The sequence below is a fragment of the Roseisolibacter agri genome, assembly GCF_030159095.1.
Lineage (GTDB): Bacteria > Gemmatimonadota > Gemmatimonadetes > Gemmatimonadales > Gemmatimonadaceae > Roseisolibacter > Roseisolibacter agri.
The window spans coordinates 52,796-74,437 of the sequence record NZ_BRXS01000008.1 but is presented as its reverse complement, the minus strand read 5'-3'; the positions used below and the strand labels follow the sequence as shown (position 1 = coordinate 74,437).

Below are 21,642 nucleotides of genomic sequence, written 5' to 3'. Positions count from 1 at the left end.
GCGGCCGAGGGTGCGTTTGTCACCGCTGACGTACGTGCCACCGCTCGCGTGCGGCGGGGGTGGTCATGGCCTCGCCGGACACGCGTCCGCTGCGGGCAGACGCCACGTCGGCGCACAGCAAACTGTGCTTCGCACGCGCAACCCACCACCCACGCAAGCCAGTAGCCCCAGTCGTGGCACCACCCCGGTCCGCGCGCCACCCGAGCCCCGTCGCGCGCCGCGCTCCGGCACTTGCGTCTCCGCGAGCCGCTCGCTGCGGTACGCGGCGATGTGGCGCCGGCCTTCAGCCCTGGAGCGGACAGACACCACGACAGACACGCCGTGTGCAACGCCGGCGCGTACAACTCGGGCTGGGTGCTACAGAGTTGTGGTTGACGTGCAGGAACCTACCGCCAGCGCGGTGCTCGCGCAGCGGCGCGACCTCCGACCCGCAGCGGCCGCCCCAGTCTGCCCGACATCCTGATACACGCCGGCCCCACCGCGGAAGCGCGCGAGCGCGTCGCGCTGGCGCCGGGGCAGCCGGTGGCCGGCCACGCGCAGCACCTGCTGGGGCGCCAGGTCGAGGAGCCGGAGGGAACCCTGCGCCGCCTCCCGCACCACGACGTGGCTCCCGGCCTGGGCGAGCACGATGACGGCGGCGAGCCCGTTCGGGCCGCTGCCGACGACGACGGGGTCCGGACGGGGCGTCACGGCCGCGTGGGCGCCGCGCGGGCGCGACGCGACGGCAGGACGAACGAACGCTCGGTGCGCGGCATGAACGGCATGAACGGCATACGCGGCGCTCGGGCATGGTTCGGGCCGGTCTCCCAGCCCCGTACCGTCGCCCGGTACCGCGGGAAGGCACCACGGGCGGACACCGGCCGAGCCGGCCTGCTACTCGGCCACGCCTGCGGCCCTCTCCATGGCCATGCGACGGGCGTCGGCCGGCGTGGTCGGCGGCGCCGCCGCCGGCGAGACGGCGGCGACATGCGTGAGCGACTCGTGGTCCGACGGCGACGGCACGCGGGCGACGTTCACGTCGATGGACAGCGCGACGCCGTTCCACCGCTGCACCACGTCGAGCACCCCCTGCCAGGCGGACGCGAAGGCGTGCCCGGTGGCCTGCGGCGGCTTGTCCGGCGCGAAGCGGCGGCCGTCCGCCACCCAGACGTGCGGGGTGTGCGCGACGCCGGCCTGCGCGAAGACGGCCTGCATGTCGCGGTAGACCTCGGCCGCGTTGCGCGTGTGCACGTAGACGCCCGGCACGAACCGCCCGTCGGCGAGCACGCGCGCGACCCACGCGCGGTAGTAGTCGCGCATGGCCGGCGGCACCGACGCCATGTACTCGAGGTCGAGGAAGATGACCGTCCCCCGCGCGAACCCCTCCGCCGCGGTCCGCGCCACCGCGTCCGCCGCCTCGACCTCCCCCCGCGGGCCGCTCACCAGGTCGGCGTCGCACACGGCCCCGCGCCGCGCGGCGGCCGGCGCCGCCCGAGAGCCCGGCCGCGGCGTGCGCCCCCACGTCTGCTGCCCGACGTAGATGACCGCCGTGCCCCAGCCCATGTCGGCCAGCGCCCGGCGCCTGCCGCTCCAGGAAGCGTCGCGGTGGCAGGGCGCCGGCAGGTAGTAGCCCACCCACTCGTAGGGAGCGTCGGAGGCCTTCCAGGCCCGCATGGCGCGGTCGCCCGGGTACACGCTCGTGTCGAACCCGAGGTGGCGCCCGGCGTCCGGTGCGCGGTCTGCCACGGCCAGGTCGGCCGCTTCACCCGTCGCCACCCCGGCGAGCGTCGGCACAGTGCGGCCGAGCGCCTGCAGGTCCGCGCGTAGGCCCGCGACTACCGAGAGTCGCAGCACGCCGGGCACGGCGAGGAGCGCCACAGCGAGGCCGAGGCAGGCAGCCCGAATCAGGGGCACCTGAGTGCCACGCGCGGACCGGGGGGACCAGCGCGCCAGACGAGCGAGCAGCGTGTGATGCACATCACAGAGGATGGGAGGCCCTCCATGATACGCGCCGCCTGTCAGGCCGTTCCCATACGCGGCGACGAGTCGGGGGCACTGGCTGACCGCTCAGCCAGCCGGCGCGCATGGCCGGCACCGGACGCGCCCCGAACGGCCGGGACGGATCAGACCGGCTTGCCCAACTCGTTCGCCTGGTCCTCGACCGCTTCGCGTGTCGCGTGCGCCTTGCCGAGAGCGGCGTAGGCGCGCTGGATGCCGATCAGGTCGACCATCGCGCTCAGGGCGTTCACGTTGCTCCCCTCGCGCATGCCCTGCCGCACCATCGTGGTGCCAGGGGCGCCGACACGCGGGGCCGTCGGGACGGCGTGCCCGCCGGCTTCGTGGGCGAGCTGAACGACCGGGCCGAGGGGCATCTCCAAGCGGAGGTGCCCTACCACCCGGCCGTCGGCCAGCATGCGTCCGCCCCCATCCAGCGTGATCTGCGCCGCACCCGCGGGGATCCGGATCGGCCCGTCCGGGCCCAGCAACGCCGCCCCGGTCGCGTCCTGGATGCTCCCGTCGACGGCGAGCGAGAAGCTCCCGCCGCGCGTCCAGCGCTCGCCGCCCGGCGTGGCTACCACGAAGAACCCGGGGCCCGACAGTGCGAGGTCGAGCGGCGCGCCCGTGTCCATCAGCGGCCCCTGCCGCAGGTCCGTCGCCGCATCGGGGACCGGCACCGACGGCCCCTCTTCCGCCGGGCCGACGGCCGCCGGGCCGACGGCCGCCGGGCCGACGGCCGCCGGGCCGACGGCCGCAGCGCCCAGCACCCGCGCGAACACCCGCTCGCCCTTGAAGGCGGCGGTATCGACGTTCGCCAAGTTGTGGGCGGCCACTTCTTGGCGGCGCTCGTAGTACCGGAAGGCGGCGGCGAGCGGATCGCGTAGGGCGGGCGGCAGCGACGGCGGCATGGCCGGACAGGACGGGTGGCAGGTCGCGAGGCGCACACGCGGTGGCTCGAGCGGCCTCTCGTGGGTCGTAGCTCCGACAGCAGACGATCCACACGGCGTCGCCGTTACCGCCGCCCGAGCACGGCCGCTGCGGTGCCGTCAGGTGAACGCGCATGCCGTGCCGCGAAGGGATCTACCCGCCGAGCCGGTCCAGGCGCCCGCCGTCGATCACGAGCGCCGCGCCCTGCACGAACCGCGCGTCGGCGGAGGCTAGGTACGCGATAGCCGCCGCCACGTCGTCGGGCGTGCCCACGGCCGCGCGGTCGACGACCTCAAGGCCGGCGCGCACATTGGGGTTGTCCCACAGCATGGGCGTATCGACGGCCCCGGGCAGCACCGCGTTGACGCGCAGCCCCCGTGCGCGGGCTTCGAGCGCCGCCGACCGGGTTAGGGACACGAGCCCCGCCTTCGCGGCGGCGTAGGCGGCGGCCTGCGGCGTGGTCTCGAGGGCGTGCACGCTGGCGACGTTGATGATCGCGCCGCCCGGACGCATCGCCGCGAACGCCTCGCGGATGAAGAAGAAGGCGCCGAGCAGGTCGACGGCCAGTACGCGCCGCCAGTCGTCGGCGGTGAGGTCGGGGATCGCCTTGACCACCATCAGGCCGGCGTTGTTGACCACCACGTCGAGCCGGCCGAAGCGCGCCACCGCCTCGGCCACGCACGCGCGCACCTGCGCTTCGTCGGCGACGTCGCACGGCGCACCCGCGGCGCCGGCCGCCCCCGCCGCGCGCAGCCCGTCGGCCGCGCGCGCCGCCGCCGCCGCGTCGCGGTCGGCGATCACCACGCGCGCCCCCTCGGCCGCGAAGCGCCGCGCGGCGGCGAGTCCGATGCCGCTCGCACCGCCCGTCACGATCACCGTCTGTCCGTCGAAGCGTCGGGCCTCGCGGCCCGTGGGGATCTCGTGGGCTGCGGCTTCCGGGAGTCCCGCGTCAGGGCGGCGCATGGGGCCGCTCATGGGGTTCTCATGGGGCTCTCATCGGCGCTCATACCTCGCCGCCCGCGCGTGGCATGCCGGGCGCCGCGCGGTCCTGGGGCGGGGCGTGCAGCGGGCGCTCGCGTGCCCACAGCGCCGCCCGGGCGGCGTCGCCAGCCCCGGCGTGACGCGGCCGCACGGTGGTCACCGTCAGGGCAGTGCTCTGGGTCGGCAGCACGGCGCGCCATTCACGGATCAGCGTCGCGTACGCCGCGCCTACTGGGCGAATGGCGCGGTTGAGATCGAAGAGGCCGAGCGGGTTGACGCGGCCGTTGTCCTCACGGAGCGCGGTGTCCCAGTCCACCTGGTCGGTGAGCGAGTACCACGTGAAGCCGAGCACCGGCACGCCGTCGTTCCGCACGCGGAGCACGTTCGCCCACTGCTTGTGCAGCCAGGCCACCGATTCATCGCCCGTCGGCCCCTGCACGAGGTTCGTCTCGGTGTGCATCACCGGTAGCCGGTAGCGGTCGAAATACTGGCGCGTGATGACGGCGTAGCCGAACACCTCCCCCGAGGCGCGCGTCGAGCCGTCGGCCTCCACGCGGTGCTCGTTGGTCACGTAGTAATCGTTCCCCAGCACGCAGTGGTGCTTGAGCGTCTCGTCGAGGAAAGCGTGGTACTCCGCGCGCGTCAGGCCGTTGTCGAGCAGGTACTCGTACATCTCCGAGCTCACGCGACGCCCGTAGTTCAGGTCGAGCGAGAGGAAGCGGACCTGATTGAGAAAGTCGGCGCGCGGCAGCGCGGCGGGGCTCGCGGCGTGGAAATACTCGCTCGACTCGCTCTGGATGAAGAGCGCGTCGGGGCGCACGTCGAGGATCGCGCGCATGGCGAGCACGTTCGCCCGCACGACGTGCTTGATGGCGGTGACGAACGCCGCGTCCGTGGTCAGCTGCTCGTTCCACCAGCCGTACTTGGCCGAGAAGAGCGCGCAGACGTACATCTCGTTCACCGGCGTGTAGAGCTGCACCCACGGGAAGCGGGTCGCGAAGGCGCGTGCGTACCCGGCGAAGAGCGACGCGAAGTCGGGGTTCTGGAAGTCACCGACCCAGTCGGGCACCCCGAAGTGGCACAGGTCGACGATGGGCGTGAGGTCGCGCCGCGCGAGGTCGGCGAACGTCTCGTCGGCGAACGCCCAGTCGTAGCGGTCCGGCCCGAGCCAGGTCGTGTGGATCGGGGGGCCGTAGCGCAGGTAGTCGACCCCGAGCTGCTGAACGAGGTCGAAGTCGGTGCGCCAGTGCTGATAGTGGCCGCACTTGGCCATCTCGTCGACGCGCACGCGCACGCCCTGCGCGTTCCGCACGGTCGGGTAGCTGTTCTCGATGCCGGTCGCGAACATGAAGGCCATCGTCGGATCGGGCGTCTGGTGGTGGCGGGTGGGCCGGCGGCGCGGGGCGCGAGGAGGGCGAGCGCAGGTGGACCGGTCGCTGGGGGCACGAAGCGGTCCAGGCGGCCCGGCGGGGCGGTCGCGCGTGTCCCGCGCCAGACCCGGCTGCCGTGCTGCTGCCCTCCTGGTGCCCTCCCGCTGCCATGCCCGCCCGACGAGCCCCACCACCGCCCGCGTGGCGAGCGTTGTGCAAGGCGCCGTGCGACGGACCCAGCGGGCGATACAGACGTCAGGCGACGCGGCAGCGTCCTGGCGGCAGCCGTCCACCCTCGTGACGCCAGGACGTACAGACAGGAGCACGGTATGAGCACTGCGCACGGCCAGGCCCCCACCGCCGCCGGCCGCAACAAGCGCCGGCTGCAGCTCGTCGTCGGGTTCACGTCGGTGTACCTCATCGCCGAGGTCGTCGGCGGCATCGTAACGAAGAGCCTCGCCCTGCTCGCCGACGCCGGACACATGCTCACCGACGTCGGCGGACTCGTGCTCGCGCTCATCGCGATCCGCCTGGCTGAGCGCCCGGCGACGCCGCAGCGCACGTTCGGCTACTACCGCATCGAGATCCTCGCGGCGCTCACCAACGCCGTCGTCCTGATCGTCATCTCACTCTACATCCTGTACGAGGCCTACCAGCGGTTCCGGAACCCGCCGGAGGTCGCGAGCGGCGGGATGCTGGTCGTGGCCGGCATCGGCCTCGTCGTGAACCTCGCCGGCATGTTCCTCCTCCGGGGCAGCTCGGCCGAGAGCCTCAACATGAAGGGGGCGTACTTCGAGGTGCTGTCCGACATGATCACCTCGGTCGGCGTGATGGTCGCCGGCGTGATCATGCTCACGACTGGATGGTACTACGCCGACCCCATCATCTCGGCGGGGATCGGGCTGTTCATCCTGCCCCGCACGTGGAAGCTCCTACACGAGGCGGTGGGCGTACTGCTCGAGGGGACGCCGGCCGACGTCGACCTCGCCGCCGTACGCGCGACCATCGCCGCGGTGCCGGATGTCGTCGGCGTGCACGATCTACACGTGTGGTCCCTCACCTCGGGCACCAACGCGCTCAGCGTGCACGTGGTCGCCGCCGACGGGGCGGCGTACGGGGCGGTGCTTGCGGCGATCCAAGCCGGCGTCACGAGCGGCCACAAAATCGCCCACCTCACCGTGCAGGTCGAGCCGCCGGAATGGGAGACGGGCGAGACCCACCTGTGACCGGCCGCTGACCGTTCGGTGACCGGCCACTGACCGGCCGCCTCAGCCATCGGAATGGGCGCCGTGGGGTGGTGCGTCGTCGGCCGGCGGCGGCGGGGGGCGGCGGGTACGCGCCTGGATGGACCGCCGTAGCCATTGGTTCGTGCTCTCCGGCGAGGACATCGACCGCACGGTGGCCTGGCTCGACCGTCACGGGCACGCCGCCGTGGGCGTCTGCCGGCTCATTCCGGCGCTGCGCACGGTCGCGTTGGTGCCGGCAGGGTTGGTCCGCATGCCGCTCGCGCCGTTCCTGCTGTACTCCGCAGCCAGCACCATGGCGTGGACGGCGGCGCTCGCGTACGCCGGCCGGCTGCTGGGCGCGAACGAAGCGCGGGTGCGCGTCGTGCTCGGCCCGGCACCCGGGTCGTGGTCGGCGCGGTAGTCGTGGCGTACGTGGTCTACTACGTGGTCTACGTGGTCCGGGTCGTCCGCCATCGCCGCGCACCTCACCCGGCCGACCCCCGAGGCGCCGGGGGCGGCTCACGCACCCTGGTCGGGCAGGACCCGGGCGGACCTCGCCGGCGCTGTGCCGGACTACACTCGGTCGCCGGTGTCGCCGACCCGCCGCCCGGCGGGCGGGGGAGACGGCGGCCCTTCCTGCTTCAGCGGGCCGAGCACGCGGAGCGTCAGGAAGTTGACCAGGGCGAGGATGGCCGCGATGTCGTACAGGCCGTAGCCGACGGCTCCGCCCACCACGCCCGTGGTCCACAGGCTCGCCGCGGTGGCCGTGCCGCGCACCTGATTCCCGCCCTTCAGGATCGCCCCGCCGCCGATGAAGCCGATGCCGGTGATGAGCCCCTCGAGGATGCGGGCCTGCCCGGACGAGCGGAGGCCGAGCACCGCGATGGCCACGAGCACGAAGCCGCAGCTCGCCACGGCGACGAGCGGGAAGGTGCGCAGCCCCGCGCTCCGCTCCTCCCGCTCCTGGTGCCAGCCGACGGGCAGGACGAGGGCGTACGCCACGAGGAGGTCGCGGAGGTGGCCTAGCACCTCGGGCCAGGGGGTCACGGCCGCAGCGCGCTCGGGAGCCACCCCCCGTGCGGCCGGCGTCGCCCGGCCGCGCGCGGCAGGAACGGCGCGTGGGGACGGAGGTGGAACTCGGGGCGGTTCAGTGGTGCCCCCCAGCATGATGACCGCCGCCGTGGTGCCCACCGCCCCCGACCCCGCCGCCGAACAGTCCGCCCCCGCCGTGCCCCTGTCCGCCGCGGAGCAGGCGCGCGAGCCCCGCGGCGGCGATGCCGCCGCGGGCGACCTTGCCCAGCGTGCCGCCCAGTGATCCGCCGAACGGCCCGGCGGGCGCGCCCGGTGCCCCGCCCGGTGCTCCGCCCGGTGCTCCGCCCGGTGCTCCGCCCGGCGGCGGGTCTCCGGCCGGACCAGGTGCCGGAGGCGCCAGCCCCATCCCGCCGAGGAGCGGGTCGAGGAGCCGGTCGAGGAGCCCCGGTTGCTGCTGCGCCTGCGCAGCCACGCCCGCCAGGTACCGCCGGTCCTGCAGCCGGTCGTCGATGCCGTCGCCGTTGACGTCGGGGAACCCGGTGCCGCCGGCGGCCGGGGCCTGCGTCAGCAGGTAGCGCCCGAGCGCGACGCGCTCCTGCGGCGAGAGGCGGGCGAGCGCCGTCTCCGCGGCTTCCTGAGAGTCCGCGGGCGGGAGCTGGGCGGCCACCTGCTGGTGGCGGCGCACGGCTTCTTCCCCCGAGATCGCCTGAGGGTCCTCGGCGTAGCGTCGGACGAACGTCGAGTCGGTGTCGTCTGGGTTGCTGGGCCTCACGGGATCTCCGACGAGTCGCTGCGTGGTTGCCGAACGCCGGCGTGTGCGGCGCCAGCCCAGTGCCCCAGGTCAGTGCATGCTGACATGGAGCATGTTCCGTGCGTGATTCGTGCGCGCCTCCGGGCGCGACGTACGGAGCCCGGCTGTCGCCCGCTCGGTGGTATGCCGGGCGTCCCGGTTCGACTCGGTACAGTGACCAGGGGCGATCTGGACGGGTGTCGGCATCCGTCGTGCACGGTCCCGCACAGAGCGGCACCAGGCGCCCACGGGGTTCCCCACGGGGTTCCCCACGGGGTTCCCCACGGGGTTCCCCACGGGGCGTCGGTCGCGGTCGCGCGGGCCGTACAATGAGGTGGCCCGGCGCGCGTTTCGTCGTGCGTGCTCCAGTCGCGCTGTGTGACAGGAGGCATCTAGCCAGCGCACGGCCCCCCCCACTGGCGAGGGACATCACGATGGCACACCAGAAGAGCGGCCAGCATCAGCACCACGACCACCCGGGCCACACCCCGGGCGACGTCGATCAGCACGGGCACAAGGACGGCGCGGGGCAGTCGGTCCCCGGCCAGCATCACGACCACCCGGGTCATAAGGCCGGTGATGTGGACCAGCACGGGCACCGGGACACGGGAACGAGTGGCCAGCCAGGCACGCATCACGACCACCCCGGGCACACGCCGGGCGACGCCGACCAGCACGGTCACCGCGACACCAACGCGCGGCGGAAGTCGTGAAAGCGTGCTGGCAGGGCGCCGCCGCGGCGGCGCCCTGCCAGCCGGCTCTAGCCTCGGACGGCCGCCGCGCGCTCGAGCGGAGAGGAGCCGCAGGTCCCGTCGGATTCGCCGGCACCTGCAGGCGGTGCAGATCGCCCAGGTGCGCGACGGCATGCACCCATCTGGACAGTGCGCTCATGGCCCGACGGGGGCGCCCCGGGCGCCCCCGTCGGGCCATGAGCATGCCGACCGTGCACTCGGCGCGCTCGAGGCAGCGATCACGGCTCGGCGTTCTCCAGCCGCGCGTTCCGGAGCGGGCGCGAGCACACCCTCTCGCCCTCGGCTCCGTCCGACCTGGCAGGCGTCGACGTACGCCGGTTGACCATGGCCGCGTGGGGCGCCTCAGCGGCGGACTGCGCGACGAGCGCCTGAAAGACCAGGGCGTCCTCGACCTGGCCAACGCACGTGACATCATCGCACACGGGCGGCGGCAGTACCGTCGCCTGCGGTCCCGGCAAGCCTCGGCACAGCACCTGGCCGCGTACGCCGCGCGCCTCATCCGAGGTGCGCGGGAAGCCCCGGCCTACAGGCCGGGGAGGACGTCAACACGGCCCCCGCAGTACCGACTCCGTGGGCGCGGCAGGTCACGCAATCCGCGGTAGGATCCCCCGTCACTCGAGGTGCGCCGCCTCCACCTGGGGCCTGAGCGTTCCCTGCGGGCAACGGCCGCAGGCGCGTGGGTCGCCGCGCCTCAGCAGCCCGGGGTGCCGAGGCGCCCCGCGCACTTCTGAAGCGGGGTCGGCTCAGCCGGCGGCGCATCCTGCCCCCCGCGTCGATGGAACGCATCGAGCGTGTGCGCCGCTTCGACGCGCACCCGGGCGTCCGCGTCCGTCAGGGCAGCACGCAGGTCCGACACGGCAGCCCCCGGGCCGATCTTCCCGAGGGCGACGGCGGCCGCCAAGCGCACGCCGGCATCGGGATCGCGCAACGCGATCCTGAGGGTTGGCACGGCCGCCGTCGCCGCCGCGCCGAGAGGCGCCACCGCATGGATGGCCGCCGTCCGCACCACGGCGGCCGTGTCCCGCCTGATGGCGGCGTCCGCGAGCGGAAGCACCAGTGCCGCCGGCGCCCCTCCGGCCGTCAGTCCGTCAAACGCGAGCACCCGCAGGCCGGGCTGCGCGGCCCCCGCGAGATCGCGCCACGCCGGGATCACCTGGGGCGCCACGCGGGCCGCACGTGGCCCAAGCCGTCGGAGGGCGGTCGCCGCTTCGGTCCGCACCTCGCCGTGTGGGTCGCCCAGCCCGCGGATCAGGGCATCGACCCCGACTGCCAGCACCGCTGCGTCGACACGCGGGCGATCCTCGCGCGTGGGCCACCCCGTCGCGGCCCGCGCGTCGGGGGGAAGGCTCTGGTCGAGCACCGTACCGAGCACACCCGCGACTTGCTCCCGGACCCAGGCGTGCTCGGAGTCGGCCATCGCCCGCGCGAGGCCCGGTACGGCGTCGGGCGCGCGTACACCCTCCGTGGCCAACTCGCGTGCGGCGCTCACGCGCACATCGTCACTCGTATCCGCCAGCGCGCCGACAAGCGCCGCCACGGCCGGCGCCGACTGCGGATAGACCGCGAGCACCCGTCCGAGCGCCGTCGTCGCCTCGAGGCGGGCGCTCGTCGTCGGATCCGCGAGCTGCGCGATCCACTGCTTCGTCGAGCGACCGCCGTACCCAGGATCGGCGGCACAGGCCACGACGCCGAGTGCGCCCACCATCGACCGTGCGAGCGCCAGCGCACGGCCCCCGCGCGCCCGCCTCGCGAGCCTCGCGAGGTCGGCCACCGCAGCACGCAGCGGGACGCGGCGCGGCGCACGTGGTCGCACGGCGACCGCGCCAGGCCACTGACACGGTGGCACGCCGTTCGGTTCGGCGCCCCGATCCGTGACGCCCGGCCCACAGCCCAGCCCCGCCTCCACCGCGCGTCTCACGGCACCCTCTGCGCCTGGCGCGCATCCCGCGCGTCGACCTGGAATCGGGTGAGCACGGCGAGGCGTGCATCCCGGCGCGCGAGCTGCTCCAGCGTGGCACGCTGCTCGTCGTCGAGCAACGCCGCCGCCGCCTCCAACGTGCTCCGCGCATTGCCGCGCGCGTGTTCGAGTAGCGCGACGAGGGTCGCGTACTGCGGGGGCCCGACCTTCGGCGTCCAACGGGTCCGGCGGACCGGCAGCTCCTCTCCCCGGGCGCGGCCGAGCCATCCCCGCAACCGGCCACGCATCGCGGCATCCGCGGAGTCCAGCTGGGCGAGCACCGACCGGTTGGCCTCCCGGAGTGCGGCGCGGAGCGACCGGAGCTCGCCGACCTGCTCCGCCGTCAATCCGAGTTCGCCCTTGAGCTCCAGCAGTAGGCCCACCGGGTCGAACTCGCTCGGCTGCGTGCGGGGCAGTGCGCGAGGCCTGGCCAGCGCCGGTGTCCCGAGTTCTGTGCGATCCGACGTCACCGCGCGCCGCGGTGCGCAGGCGAGCGCCAGCGCCGCCGTCAGCAGCACCCTGCTGACGGTCGTGCGCACCGGGGTGAGCACGCGGGTATGCCCCCCGCCCGTGCCTGTGAGCCGCCGCCGGCCGTGTCCGCCGCGCGTCATGCGACTCCGCCGGGCCCCGGCCCGGAGCCACGCACCGCACGTAGACGGCGACGGAGCGTCGCCGGCGCCGTCCGGGTCGCGTCGTACGTCACGCGCACGAGCATCTCGGTGGCATGCACCTCGACGGCGAGGACGCCTGGCGTCTCCCCCAGCGCGCGCTGCACCGCGGGCTCGATGCCCTCACTGGCCAACCCGCGCAGCGGCAGGAGCAGGACCCGTGATGTGTCCGCAGGCGGCGGGCTTCCCTCGTGCCCGCTCATACGCCGCCCTCCCTGGGTCCCCGGGGGCGGCCCGCCCGCGCGTCGGTGTCCTGGGCCACCCGCGCCGGCGTCGAGCGCGGGCCCTTGAAGGCGAGGAGCCGCAGGGCGTTCGCGATCACGACCAGGGTACTCCCTTCGTGCACCACGACCGCGGCGCCGATGCCGGCAGCGCCCGTGACGGTCGCGACGGCCAACACCCCGATGACGCCGAGCGAGACGATCAGGTTCTGCTTGATGACGGCGCGCGCGCGCCGCGACAGGCCGATGGCGAAGGGCAGCCGACCCAGATCGTCGCCCATCAACGCGACGTCCGCCGTCTCGAGCGCCGCCGCGGTCCCCGCCCCCCCCATGGCGATGCCGACCGTCGCGTGGGCGAGCGCCGGCGCGTCGTTCACGCCGTCGCCGACCATCGCCACCCGCCCGGTCGCCGCGAGCTCGCGGATCGCGGTCACCTTGTCCTCGGGCAGCAGGCTCGCGCGCACCTCGTCCACGCCGACCGCTTGCCCCACCGCGTTGCCAACGCCGGCGTTGTCCCCCGTCAGCATCACGATGCGCCGAGTGCCGGCCGCCCGGAGTTGCCGCAGCGTCTCGGCCACGCCCGCGCGGGGCTCGTCCGCGAGTCCGAGCACGCCCAGCCAGACGAGACCGTCCGCGGTTCCGTCGCCGGCCGCCGCGGCGTCCGCGCGCCGACGCCGCACGACCATCGTCGTGCGCCCAGCGGCTTCCAGCCGCTTCACGATGGCGGCCACTTCGGCCGGGATGATGCTCGCGCGGCTGCCGGCTCGGACGCCCCCCGGCTGCTCGGTCCGGCCTTCGCGTCGGCCTGCGGCCGCCGGCTCCGCCGGGTCAGACGCCGTACCGTTCGTGGCGGACGCCACGGACGTGGCCTCCTGCTCGAACATCAGCAGCCGGCCGATCTCCACGACGTCCGCCCCGATGACGGCGCGCACGCCCTTCCCCGTCACCGACTCCAACTCGCCCGTCGCGGGGATCTCGAGGCGGCGTTCCTCCGCGGCGCGGACGACGGCCTTCGCCAGCGGGTGCTGCGAGCGGCGTTCGACGGCCGCCGCGGTGGCGAGGAGCACGTCGCGATCCCCACCCCAGAGGGGCTCCACGTCGGTGACGGCGGGTTCGCCCACGGTGATCGTCCCCGTCTTGTCCAGCGCGAGCACCTCGACCGACCCCAGCGTCTCCAGATGGGCGCCGCCCTTGATCAGGACGCCCCCGCGCGCCGCCTGCGCGATGCCGGCGAGGACGGCGGCCGGCGTCCCCAGCGCCAGCGCGCACGGCGACGCCGCCACGAGCAACGCCATGGCGCGGTAGAACGCCTCCGGCCACGTCCACCAGCCGAGGAGCGGCGGGACCACGGCCAGCAGGACGTCGCCGACCAGCACGACGGGCACGAACACGCGCTCGAAGCGCTCGGTGAACTGTTGCGTCGGCGCCTTCTGCGTCTGCGCTTCCGAGACCAGGCGGATCACGCGGTCGAGCGTGCGGTCGCCCACCGCCGTCGTCACCGACACGACCAGCGCCCCTTCCCCGTTCACCGAGCCGGCGAAGACGGGCTCCCCCGGACTCTTGTCGACCGGGACGCTCTCCCCCGTGATCGGCGCCTGATTGACCGCGGACCGTCCGTCCGTCACGGTGCCGTCGACCGCGATCCGCTCGGCGGGCCTCACCACCACACGGTCGCCGGGACGGACCGCCTCGATGGGCACGGACACCTCACGCCCGTCCTGCAGGACCGTGGCGCGTGACGGTGCCAGTTCCGCCAGCGCCTTGATGGCGTTGCGGGCACGGCCGAGTGCGTAGTGCTCGAGGGCGTGCCCGAGGCTGAACAGGAACAGCAAAAGCGCCCCCTCGAACCATTCGCCGAGCACGGCCGCGCCGATGGCCGCCACGACCATCAGGAGGTCGATGTTGAACCGGAACCGGCCCCGCCGCAGGTCGCCCAAGAAGTGGCCGACGTTGTCGCGCGCCCCGAACACGTACGCGAGCGCGTAAACGGCGATAGGCAGGGACCGGTCACCGGGCGCCGTCCGCTCCAGGCTCCACCCGACCGCGACCAGTGCCCCCGCCGCCAAGCTCCACGCGAGCTCCCGGTTGCGTGCGTACCACCCGCCGGTCGCCGGCTCCGCGTCGGCCGCATGATCGTGCCCCGCGTGGTCGTCGCCCCGCGCCGCGCGCGTGGCCTCCCGGCGGCTCTCGGCTGACGACAGTAGCGCCGTACGCGCCCCGCCAGCCGAGGACGCGTGGTCGCCGCGGAGGTGCGCGTCCAGCCGGCTCTCCCCCCGGCCGTGAACGTCAGTAGCCCCCGTCACCAGCACGCCCGGTCCCGGGTCCGCGTCCTCGCCGCCGATGTCACCCCGGTCCCCGGTGTCTCGCGTGGGCGGCCCCGCGGGGGTGGCGCCCGCCTCGGCGAGCCACGCGTGGATGCTGGGCAGGTCGATGCGGCGGCGGTCGTACTCCACGCGCGCCAGCTGCGCCGCCAGGTTCACCGAGGCCGCGGTCACCCCCGGGAGCTCGCGCAGGCCGTCTTCGAGTCGCCGGCCGTCATCCTCGGTGCTGACGGCCCGAAACACGACGAGGGCGTGCGCGAACCGCTCGGTCACGTTGGCCCCCGCGGACTGCGCCACGCGCAGCACCTGGGCCAGCGTCAGGCGCTCCGGATCGTAGTGCAGGCACAACTGCGGTGCCTCCGCGAGGTCGGCGCCAGGGCCGCCGCGGACGCCCGCGCCGACGACCGGCCCCCCGCTCCCCACCGCGGCCGTGCTCGCGGCGGCGTCGGCTGGCTCGCCCGGCCACATCACGTGGACGCGCGCCACCCCGTCACGGCGCTCCAGCAGGCGCACGAGGCGCGTCACGCAGGCGTCCTGCAGATCCCTGACGTCCGGTAACAGCAGCGGAATATCCAGCCGAATGGTCTGCTCCATTGCACTCCTCATGCGTGGGACTCGTCGGTGCGGCCCGTCGTGCCGGGAAGGCGCCGGCGAGCGGTGGGCGTGGTCGGCGCGCCGCGAACGCCGGCGTGGCGGGGGTGGCGGGGAGGGCGGGCGTCCGCCCGTCATCGCCTCGGGTCGGGGGCGGCTGCGTGCTTTCGCCTGGCGGCCACGCCGTGCGGGACGGCAGGGCGGGAGACGCAGCCACGGCGACCCGCGCGGGTGCGGAGTGCCGGGGCCGATCCCGCACGCCGCCACTCCGTGCGCGCCGCGTGCGGGGACCACCTGCTGCCGGCCACCCGGCTCCCCGGCCACCCACGCGGCGATCTACACGGCTGTTCCCCCCTCCTCGCCGGTCGCAATACGAACGGCCCGGGCGACCGGTAGCACGTAGATCTTGCCGTCCCCGCGATTGGTCGTGCGTGCCGCCTCGCGAATGGCCTGCACGACGGCGTCCTCCAGGTCCGCGCGGATCACCACCTCCACGCGGGTGCGCGGCGCCGTTCCCGTGACGGTCTCGAGCGCGGCGAGGTCGGGATGCCGGCCGCGGCCGAAGCCCGAGGCTTCGGCGAACGTCGCGCCGGTCACGCCCGGCACGCCGTGCAGCGCGTCGACAACCGCGGAGGCGCGAAACGGCTGCACGTACGCCAGCACGAGGACCATCGGCACCGCGGGCGCACTGGGCGCAGTGGGCGTCATCAGCGTCGACGTGCTCATACGCCTGCCTCCACGGGGGTATCGGTCGGCGCGAGGGGCTCCGCCCCAACCGCGCGGCGCGCGGCGCGCTCTTCGCGCGCGGCCGCCCGCTGCTCGAACAGCGAGTAGAGGAGCGGCAGCACGAGCAGGGTGAGCAGGGTGCTCGTCACCAGCCCGCCGATCACCACGGTGGCGAGCGGCTGCTGGACCTCCGCCCCCGCGCCGGTCGAGATCGCCATCGGAATGAAGCCGAGGCTGGCCACCAACGCGGTCGTCAGCACGGGACGCAGTCGCGTGAGCCCCCCCTCGCGGACGGCGCGGTCCAGGGGTAGGCCCTGCTGCCGCAACTCGTTGATGTAGGACACCATCACGACGCCGTTCAGCACCGCGACCCCGAAGAGCGCGATGAAGCCCACGCCGGCCGAGATGCTGAACGGCATGCCGCGGAGCAGCAGCGCCGCGATGCCGCCGACCGTGGCGAGCGGGATGCCCGTGAAGACGAGCGCCGCCTGGCGCACCGAGTTGAACGTCGTGAAGAGCAGCAGGAAGATCAGGAGCAGCGAGAGCGGCACGACCAGGAAGAGCCGCCGCGACGCGCGCTCGAGGTTCTCGAACTGCCCGCCGAACTCCGGGCGGTAGCCCGGCGGCAGCTTGACCGTGCCGTCGTCGAAGAGTGCGCGCACGTCCGCCACGAAGCTGCCGATGTCCCGACCGCGGACGTTGCCCTCGACGATGAGGAGCCGTGACCCGTTCTCGTGGCTGATCTCCGCAGGCCCCTGCACCTCCTCGACGCGCGCGAGCTGGCCGAGCGGGACCCGCTGGCCCCCGGGCGCGTTGACGAGCAGCCCGACAATCGTCTCGCGGTTCTGCCGCGCGCTCTCCGGGAAACGCACCGTCAGCGCGAAGCGCCGCTGGCCCTCCAGCACCGTGGTCGCTTCGGCGCCGCCCACCGCCTCCACGACGCGCATGACGTCGGCGGCGTTGATCCCGTACCGCGCGAGCTGGTCGGGGAGCACCGTGACCTGCAGCTGCGGCAACCCCTCGAGCTGCTGCGCCTTGAAGCCGGTCGCCCCCGGCAGGCGCGAGACCGCACCGACCACCTGGTCGCCGACGCGGGTCAACTCCTGCAGGTCGTCGCCGTAGATCTTGATCGCCAGGTCACTGCGGACGCCGGCGATCAGCTCGTTGACGCGCAGTTCGATGGGCTGGCTGAAGCTGAACACGAGCCCCGGGATCTTCCCGAGCACCTCGCCCATCTGGCGCTCGAGATCGGCCTTGTCCGCCGCGCGCGTCCACTGGTCGTGCGGCGTGAGCATCACGAGGACGTCGCTGATGTTGACGCCCATGGGATCCGTCGCGATCTCGGCGCGCCCCGTCTTCGAGACGATGTCCGCGATCTCGTTCGGGAAGGCCTGCCGCAGTCGGCGCTCCATGACCGACGACTGCCGGACCGACTCCTCCAGCGACACGCTCGGTAGCCGGAGCACCTGGATCGCGAACGACCCCTCATCCAGGCGCGGGATGAACTCGGTGCCGAGGAAGGGGACGGCCGCCAGCGCGAGCACCACGAACGCGCCGGAGACGGCGAGCACGCGCCGGCCGTGGGCGAGGGTCCATTCCAGCGCGGGCTCGTAGACGCGCTTCGCCTTCCGGATCAGCCAGACGTCCTTCTCCTCGATCTTCCCGCGCAGGAGCAGCGCGATCAGGACCGGGGTGAGGAGGAACGTCAGCAGCAGCGACCCGACGAGTGCGAACACGACCGTCAGCGCCATGGGCTTGAACATCTTGCCCTCCACCCCCTCGAGCGTGAGGATGGGGAGGTAGACGACGATGATGATCCCGACGCCGAACAGGATGGGCCGCGCGACTTCGGCGCACGACTCCAGCACCGTGTGGAGGAAACTCTCGCCTTCCTTCCGGTGGCCCAGCCGCCGCATGGAGTTTTCGACCATCACGACCGAGCCATCGACGACGAGCCCGAAGTCGATGGCGCCGAGCGACATGAGGCTACCCGCGATGCCGGCCTTCACCATCGCACTGACCGCGAAGAGCATGGACAGCGGGATCGCCAGCGCGACGATCAGCGCCGCGCGCAGGTTGCCCAGGAGGACGAAGAGCACCACCACGACGAGGACCGCGCCCTCGACGAGGTTCTTCTCGACCGTCTTGATGGTGCGGTCGACCAGTTCCGTCCGGTCGTAGAAAGGCGTGAGGCGCACGCCGGCCGGCAGGCTCCGCGCGACGGTGGCGAAGCGCTCCTTGACGCCGTTGACCACGGTGCGCGAGTTGGACCCCATGCGCATCATCACGATGCCGGTGACGGCCTCGCCTCGCCCGTCCTTGGTCACCGCGCCCTGGCGGATGGTCGCACCGATCACCACGTCGGCGATGTCGCCGACGCGCACCGGAGCCCCGCCCCGGCTGGTGACGACGACGTTGCGGATCGCGTCGAGGTCCTGCACCTGCCCGACGCCGCGGACCACGAGCTGCTCGGCGCCGCGCGTGATGTAGCCGCCGCCGGCGTTCGTGTTGTTCGCCGCGACGGCGTCGAGCACCTGCTGGAGCGTGAGCTCGTATTGCACGAGCGCGTCCGGCCGCACGAGCACCTGGTACTGCTTCTCGAAGCCGCCGAACGAGTTCACCTCTGCCACGCCCGGGACGCCGCGTAGTTGGGGCGCCACGACCCAGTCCTGCAGGGTGCGGAGTTCGGTCGCCGCCGCCCGCGTCGTGTCCCGGCCCGTGATCGTGTACTGGAAGATCTCGCCGAGGCCCGAGGAGATCGGGCCCATCGCCGGGGTGCCGAAGCCCTCAGGGATCTCCTCCCGGGCCTGCTGGAGGCGCTCCTGCACCTGCTGGCGCGCGAAGTAGATGTCCGTGCCCTCCTCGAAGACCACGGTGACCTGCGAGAGCCCGAACTTGGAGATCGAGCGGATCTCTTCGAGCCGCGGGAGCCCGAACATCGCGAGCTCCACCGGGAGCGTGATCTGCCGCTCCACCTCGACGGGGGAGAGCGCGGGCGCGTTCGTGTTGACCTGGACCTGCACGTTGGTCACGTCCGGCACCGCGTCGATGGGGAGCCGCATCGCGGACCAGACGCCGACCCCCACGAGAAGCATCGTGAGCGCGAGCACGAGCAGGCGCTGCTGCAGGACGAAGCTGATGAGACGTCGCATCGGTCGCCTCCTCAGTGCCCGGCTTCGCCGATCTCGCGCTTGGCGAGCTCGGAGCGCAGCAGGAAGGCACCCGCGGTCACGACCCGGCTCGCCGGGGTCAGGCCGGTGCGGATCACGACGCGGCCGCCATCGAGCGTCTCGCCGACGTCCACCGGCACCACGCGGAACTGGCCGGGGCGGTCGCCGGGGACGAAGACGGCCCGGCGGCCCTCCACCTCCTGCACCGCCTCCTGGGGGACCACGAGGAGCGGGGGCCCGCCCCCTCCGGTCTGAACGCGGGCCGTCGCGAACATGCCCGGGCGGAGTGCGCCGTCGGCGTTCGGGATCTCGACGCGCGCCCGCACGGTGCGGCGCGCGGTGTCGACGACGGCACCCAGGTAGACGATGCGCCCCGGGAACGTGCGGCCCGGGAAGGCCGCCGCGTTGACCGTCACGGGCTGACCCGTGCGCACCCGGGGCAGGTCGCGCTCGAACACGTCGAGTTCGATCCACACGTGCGACAGGTCGGCGACGGTGAAGAGCTGGTCCTCGGGAGTCGCCATCTCGCCCCGGTTGGCCGCACGTGCGACGACGACACCGGCAAACGGGGCGGTCGCCGCGAACTGGCTGCCGCGCCCGCCGCTCGCGCCCAGCACCCGGAGCCGCTCGCGCGCGCTCTGCCGCGCCGCCTCCGCGCGGCGGAGTTCCGCCTCGGCCGCGAGCAGCTCCTTGCGGCTGGAGATCCCCTGCTCCTCGAGCCGCCGCTCGCGCGCGTAGTTCTCGCGCGCGATGCGCTCGAGCACGTCCGCCTCGCCCGCGTCGGCGCGCAGCTGGCCGACCTCCGGACTCTCCAGCAGGGCGAGCGTCTGCCCGGCGCGGACGCGCTGTCCGATGTCGGCGCTCAGCGTGACGATGCGGCCGGGCGTGCGCGCGCCGACGTGGCTCACGCGGTTCGCGTCGTACGTGATCGTCCCGGTGACCGACAGGCCGCTGGACGCGACGGTCGTCACGGGTTCCACCCGGATCCCGGCGCTCTGTGCCGCTGCCGTGTCCAAAGTGACCGTCTCCGGCGCCTCGTTCGCATGGGACGTGGCGCCACCGCTCGCCGCGGCGGCCGGCGGCGTGCCGGCGGCGCGTGCCGTGCCGGCGTCGGCCGTACTCGCGGCTGTATCCTTCACGTCTGCGCCGGCGTCGCCACCGCCACACGCCATCAGGCCAGCAGTGGCGGCGGCAGTGGCCAGCGCCAGCGCGCCAACGCGCGCGGTGCGGCGCCGCGGCCCCCGCGGGTGTCGCACCACGGGCATCTGTGGGATCATCATAGGGCTATCGGTCTCCACCCGGCGCGCGGGCCGGGGCTGGCGAACTGTCGGTGGGGAGCGTGAGGGCCAGCGCGCCAGTCGCCGACTCGAGGCGCGTGAGCGCCTCATGCTCGGCGAGCCACGCGTTCCAGTAGCCGATTTCGGCGTCGAGGAGCTGGTTCCGGAGCAGCAGGAGCGTGGGCAGGTCGAGCTTGCCCGCACGGTACGCCGATTCGAGGAGCGCGCTGTTCTGGCGCGCCGGCTCGAGCACGGCCGTGCGGAAGACCCGCGCCTCTTCCGTGGCGGTGGCGACGGCGCGCACGGCGTCGGTGACGTCGGTGCGCACCTGCAGCTCGGCCGCGCTCCGCTCGAGCCGGGCGCGGACCGCTTCGGCCTCGCGTTGCGCCACAACCCCCTGGTTGCGGTTGAAGAGGGGCAGCGTGATGCCGAGGGCAGGCCCGACACGCGTGCGCGTGCCGGGGCTCGTGCGGTCGCGCTCGACGTACGCCCCGAATCGCAGGTTCGGCAGCGCCTCCCGTCGCGCCAGCGACGTCAGCGTCTCCGACTCACGCGTCGCCGCCTGTGCGGCCGCGAGGTCGGGACGGCGCGCCAGTGCGATGGCGATCAGCGAATCCGGGTTCAAGCGGTCCGGATCGGGATGTGCGACGCCCGGCGAGGCCAAGGCGGGCGGCGAGGGGGCGCCGGAGGGGGCGCCGGAGGGGGCGCCGGAGGGGGCGCCGGAGGGGGCGCCAGCGGCACGGACGACCGCCGGGGCGGCCACCGACGTCAGCGCTTCGGGCGCATCGTCGAGGAGGCGCACGGGCCGACCGGGGTCGAGGCCGGCCAGCCGCGAGAGCTCCAGCGCGGCACTGGTGGCGGCCCGACGCTCCGCGAGCACGCGGCCGCGGGCTCGACCCAGTTCGATCTCGCCGAGGTTCGCCTCGAGCGTGCTGATCTCGCCCTCGCGCCGCTGGATGCGCACGGCGCTGAGGAGGCGCTCGTTCAGCGTCATCACCTCGGTGGCGACCGCCAGCCGGCGGCTGGCGGCCAGGGCGCGGTAGAAGGCGACGCTGGCGTCGGCGAGGGTGCGGCGGCCGGCGTCCCGGACGCCGGCCACGGCGCGCTCAACCCCGGTGCGCGCCGCGCCGAGCCGGAGTCCGCGCTGGCCGGCGAACTCCAGCTCCTGCGTGACGGTGGCTTGGGTCGGGCTGCCGCCGCCGGGCGCCTGCACGACCGCGTCCGGGTTGAACCGCAGCACGCCGGCCTGGCGCAGGGCCCCGCGCGCGACGGGGACGTCCTGCCGGGCCGCGAGGAAGGTCGGGTTCTGCCGCTCGACGAGGCGTCGCACCTCGGCAAGCGTGAGCGTCAGGGTGTCAGCGGCCGCGCCGCCCGACGCGCTGCTCGACGGATTGCCGCCCTGGGCGACGACGCGCCGAGGGGCGGTCACGGCCACCGCGGCGGTGAGCGTGGTCGCCGCCAACAGCAGCAGCGCAGGGGTGGGGCGGCCACGCCGGAGCCGCGGCCTGAGGCGCGGCCCCAGGGGTCGCGAGGGCACGTCGGGCCGCGGGTCGTTCGCGCGGGCGGCGGGGGGCGCGCAGGCGGCGCCCGGCCGGGCGTACGCCGACCTAGCAAGGAGGTGCACGAACACGTCTCTCCCGTGTCACGCCACCCGGG

General features: G+C 74.1%; 17 protein-coding genes. 2 read left to right on the top strand and 15 right to left on the bottom strand.

The genetic code is table 11. The features are described from left to right. Positions 1-357: 357 nt before the first annotated feature. The 5 genes from rosag_RS23455 to rosag_RS23435 all read right to left on the bottom strand — a co-directional run bounded on the left by rosag_RS23455 (position 358) and on the right by rosag_RS23435 (position 5,242). On the bottom strand, positions 358-690 hold the full coding sequence (locus rosag_RS23455) for a hypothetical protein (RefSeq protein ID WP_284352616.1): 333 nt from the start codon (positions 688-690) through the stop codon (positions 358-360). A gap of 183 nt (positions 691-873) precedes the next feature. Continuing rightward, positions 874-1,857 (bottom strand): glycoside hydrolase domain-containing protein, encoded by a 984-nt coding sequence (locus rosag_RS23450; RefSeq protein ID WP_284352615.1) that lies wholly within the window; start codon positions 1,855-1,857, stop codon positions 874-876. A gap of 245 nt (positions 1,858-2,102) precedes the next feature. Further along, entirely contained in the window at positions 2,103-2,921 is an 819-nt protein-coding gene (locus rosag_RS23445; protein ID WP_284352614.1) for a flagellar hook-basal body protein, read from the bottom strand. Positions 2,922-3,057: 136 nt separating this feature from the next. Continuing rightward, entirely contained in the window at positions 3,058-3,867 is an 810-nt protein-coding gene (locus rosag_RS23440; RefSeq protein ID WP_284352613.1) for an SDR family NAD(P)-dependent oxidoreductase, read from the bottom strand. Between the two features lie 40 nt (positions 3,868-3,907). Beyond that, entirely contained in the window at positions 3,908-5,242 is a 1,335-nt protein-coding gene (locus tag rosag_RS23435; protein WP_284352612.1) for a family 1 glycosylhydrolase, read from the bottom strand. A 342-nt stretch (positions 5,243-5,584) separates the two neighbouring features. Here rosag_RS23435 and rosag_RS23430 point away from each other — a divergent pair, with 342 nt between their 5' ends. Both rosag_RS23430 and rosag_RS23425 read left to right on the top strand, forming a co-directional pair. Then, positions 5,585-6,481, top strand: coding sequence for a cation diffusion facilitator family transporter (locus rosag_RS23430; protein WP_284352611.1), 897 nt, complete (start codon positions 5,585-5,587; stop codon positions 6,479-6,481). Positions 6,482-6,599: 118 nt separating this feature from the next. After that, positions 6,600-6,902: a DedA family protein gene (locus rosag_RS23425; RefSeq protein ID WP_284352610.1), complete on the top strand. Its 303-nt coding sequence runs from the start codon at positions 6,600-6,602 to the stop codon at positions 6,900-6,902. A gap of 152 nt (positions 6,903-7,054) precedes the next feature. Here rosag_RS23425 and rosag_RS23420 read toward each other — a convergent pair whose 3' ends face one another. The 10 genes from rosag_RS23420 to rosag_RS23375 all read right to left on the bottom strand — a co-directional run bounded on the left by rosag_RS23420 (position 7,055) and on the right by rosag_RS23375 (position 21,448). Continuing rightward, positions 7,055-7,528, bottom strand: coding sequence for an MgtC/SapB family protein (locus rosag_RS23420; RefSeq protein WP_284352609.1), 474 nt, complete (start codon positions 7,526-7,528; stop codon positions 7,055-7,057). A 100-nt stretch (positions 7,529-7,628) separates the two neighbouring features. Then, the gene (locus rosag_RS23415; RefSeq protein WP_284352608.1) at positions 7,629-8,285 is read right to left on the bottom strand and encodes a hypothetical protein; all 657 of its coding nucleotides are present in this window, start codon (positions 8,283-8,285) and stop codon (positions 7,629-7,631) included. Positions 8,286-8,695: 410 nt separating this feature from the next. Beyond that, on the bottom strand, positions 8,696-8,986 hold the full coding sequence (locus rosag_RS23410; protein ID WP_284352607.1) for a hypothetical protein: 291 nt from the start codon (positions 8,984-8,986) through the stop codon (positions 8,696-8,698). Positions 8,987-9,746: 760 nt separating this feature from the next. Further along, the gene (locus rosag_RS23405) at positions 9,747-10,826 is read right to left on the bottom strand and encodes a HEAT repeat domain-containing protein (RefSeq protein WP_284352606.1); all 1,080 of its coding nucleotides are present in this window, start codon (positions 10,824-10,826) and stop codon (positions 9,747-9,749) included. 143 nt (positions 10,827-10,969) lie between these two features. Next, positions 10,970-11,551: a Spy/CpxP family protein refolding chaperone gene (locus rosag_RS23400; protein ID WP_284352605.1), complete on the bottom strand. Its 582-nt coding sequence runs from the start codon at positions 11,549-11,551 to the stop codon at positions 10,970-10,972. A gap of 328 nt (positions 11,552-11,879) precedes the next feature. Next, positions 11,880-14,951 (bottom strand): heavy metal translocating P-type ATPase, encoded by a 3,072-nt coding sequence (locus rosag_RS23395; protein ID WP_284352604.1) that lies wholly within the window; start codon positions 14,949-14,951, stop codon positions 11,880-11,882. Between the two features lie 198 nt (positions 14,952-15,149). Beyond that, on the bottom strand, positions 15,150-15,539 hold the full coding sequence (locus tag rosag_RS23390) for a P-II family nitrogen regulator (protein ID WP_284352603.1): 390 nt from the start codon (positions 15,537-15,539) through the stop codon (positions 15,150-15,152). After that, entirely contained in the window at positions 15,536-18,691 is a 3,156-nt protein-coding gene (locus tag rosag_RS23385; protein ID WP_284352602.1) for an efflux RND transporter permease subunit, read from the bottom strand. Before rosag_RS23385 ends, rosag_RS23390 begins: the two co-directional genes overlap by 4 nt. A gap of 11 nt (positions 18,692-18,702) precedes the next feature. Continuing rightward, positions 18,703-19,680 (bottom strand): efflux RND transporter periplasmic adaptor subunit, encoded by a 978-nt coding sequence (locus rosag_RS23380; protein WP_284352601.1) that lies wholly within the window; start codon positions 19,678-19,680, stop codon positions 18,703-18,705. A gap of 313 nt (positions 19,681-19,993) precedes the next feature. Then, positions 19,994-21,448, bottom strand: a complete 1,455-nt coding sequence (locus tag rosag_RS23375; RefSeq protein WP_284352600.1) for a TolC family protein — start codon at positions 21,446-21,448, stop codon at positions 19,994-19,996. Positions 21,449-21,642 lie beyond the last annotated feature (194 nt).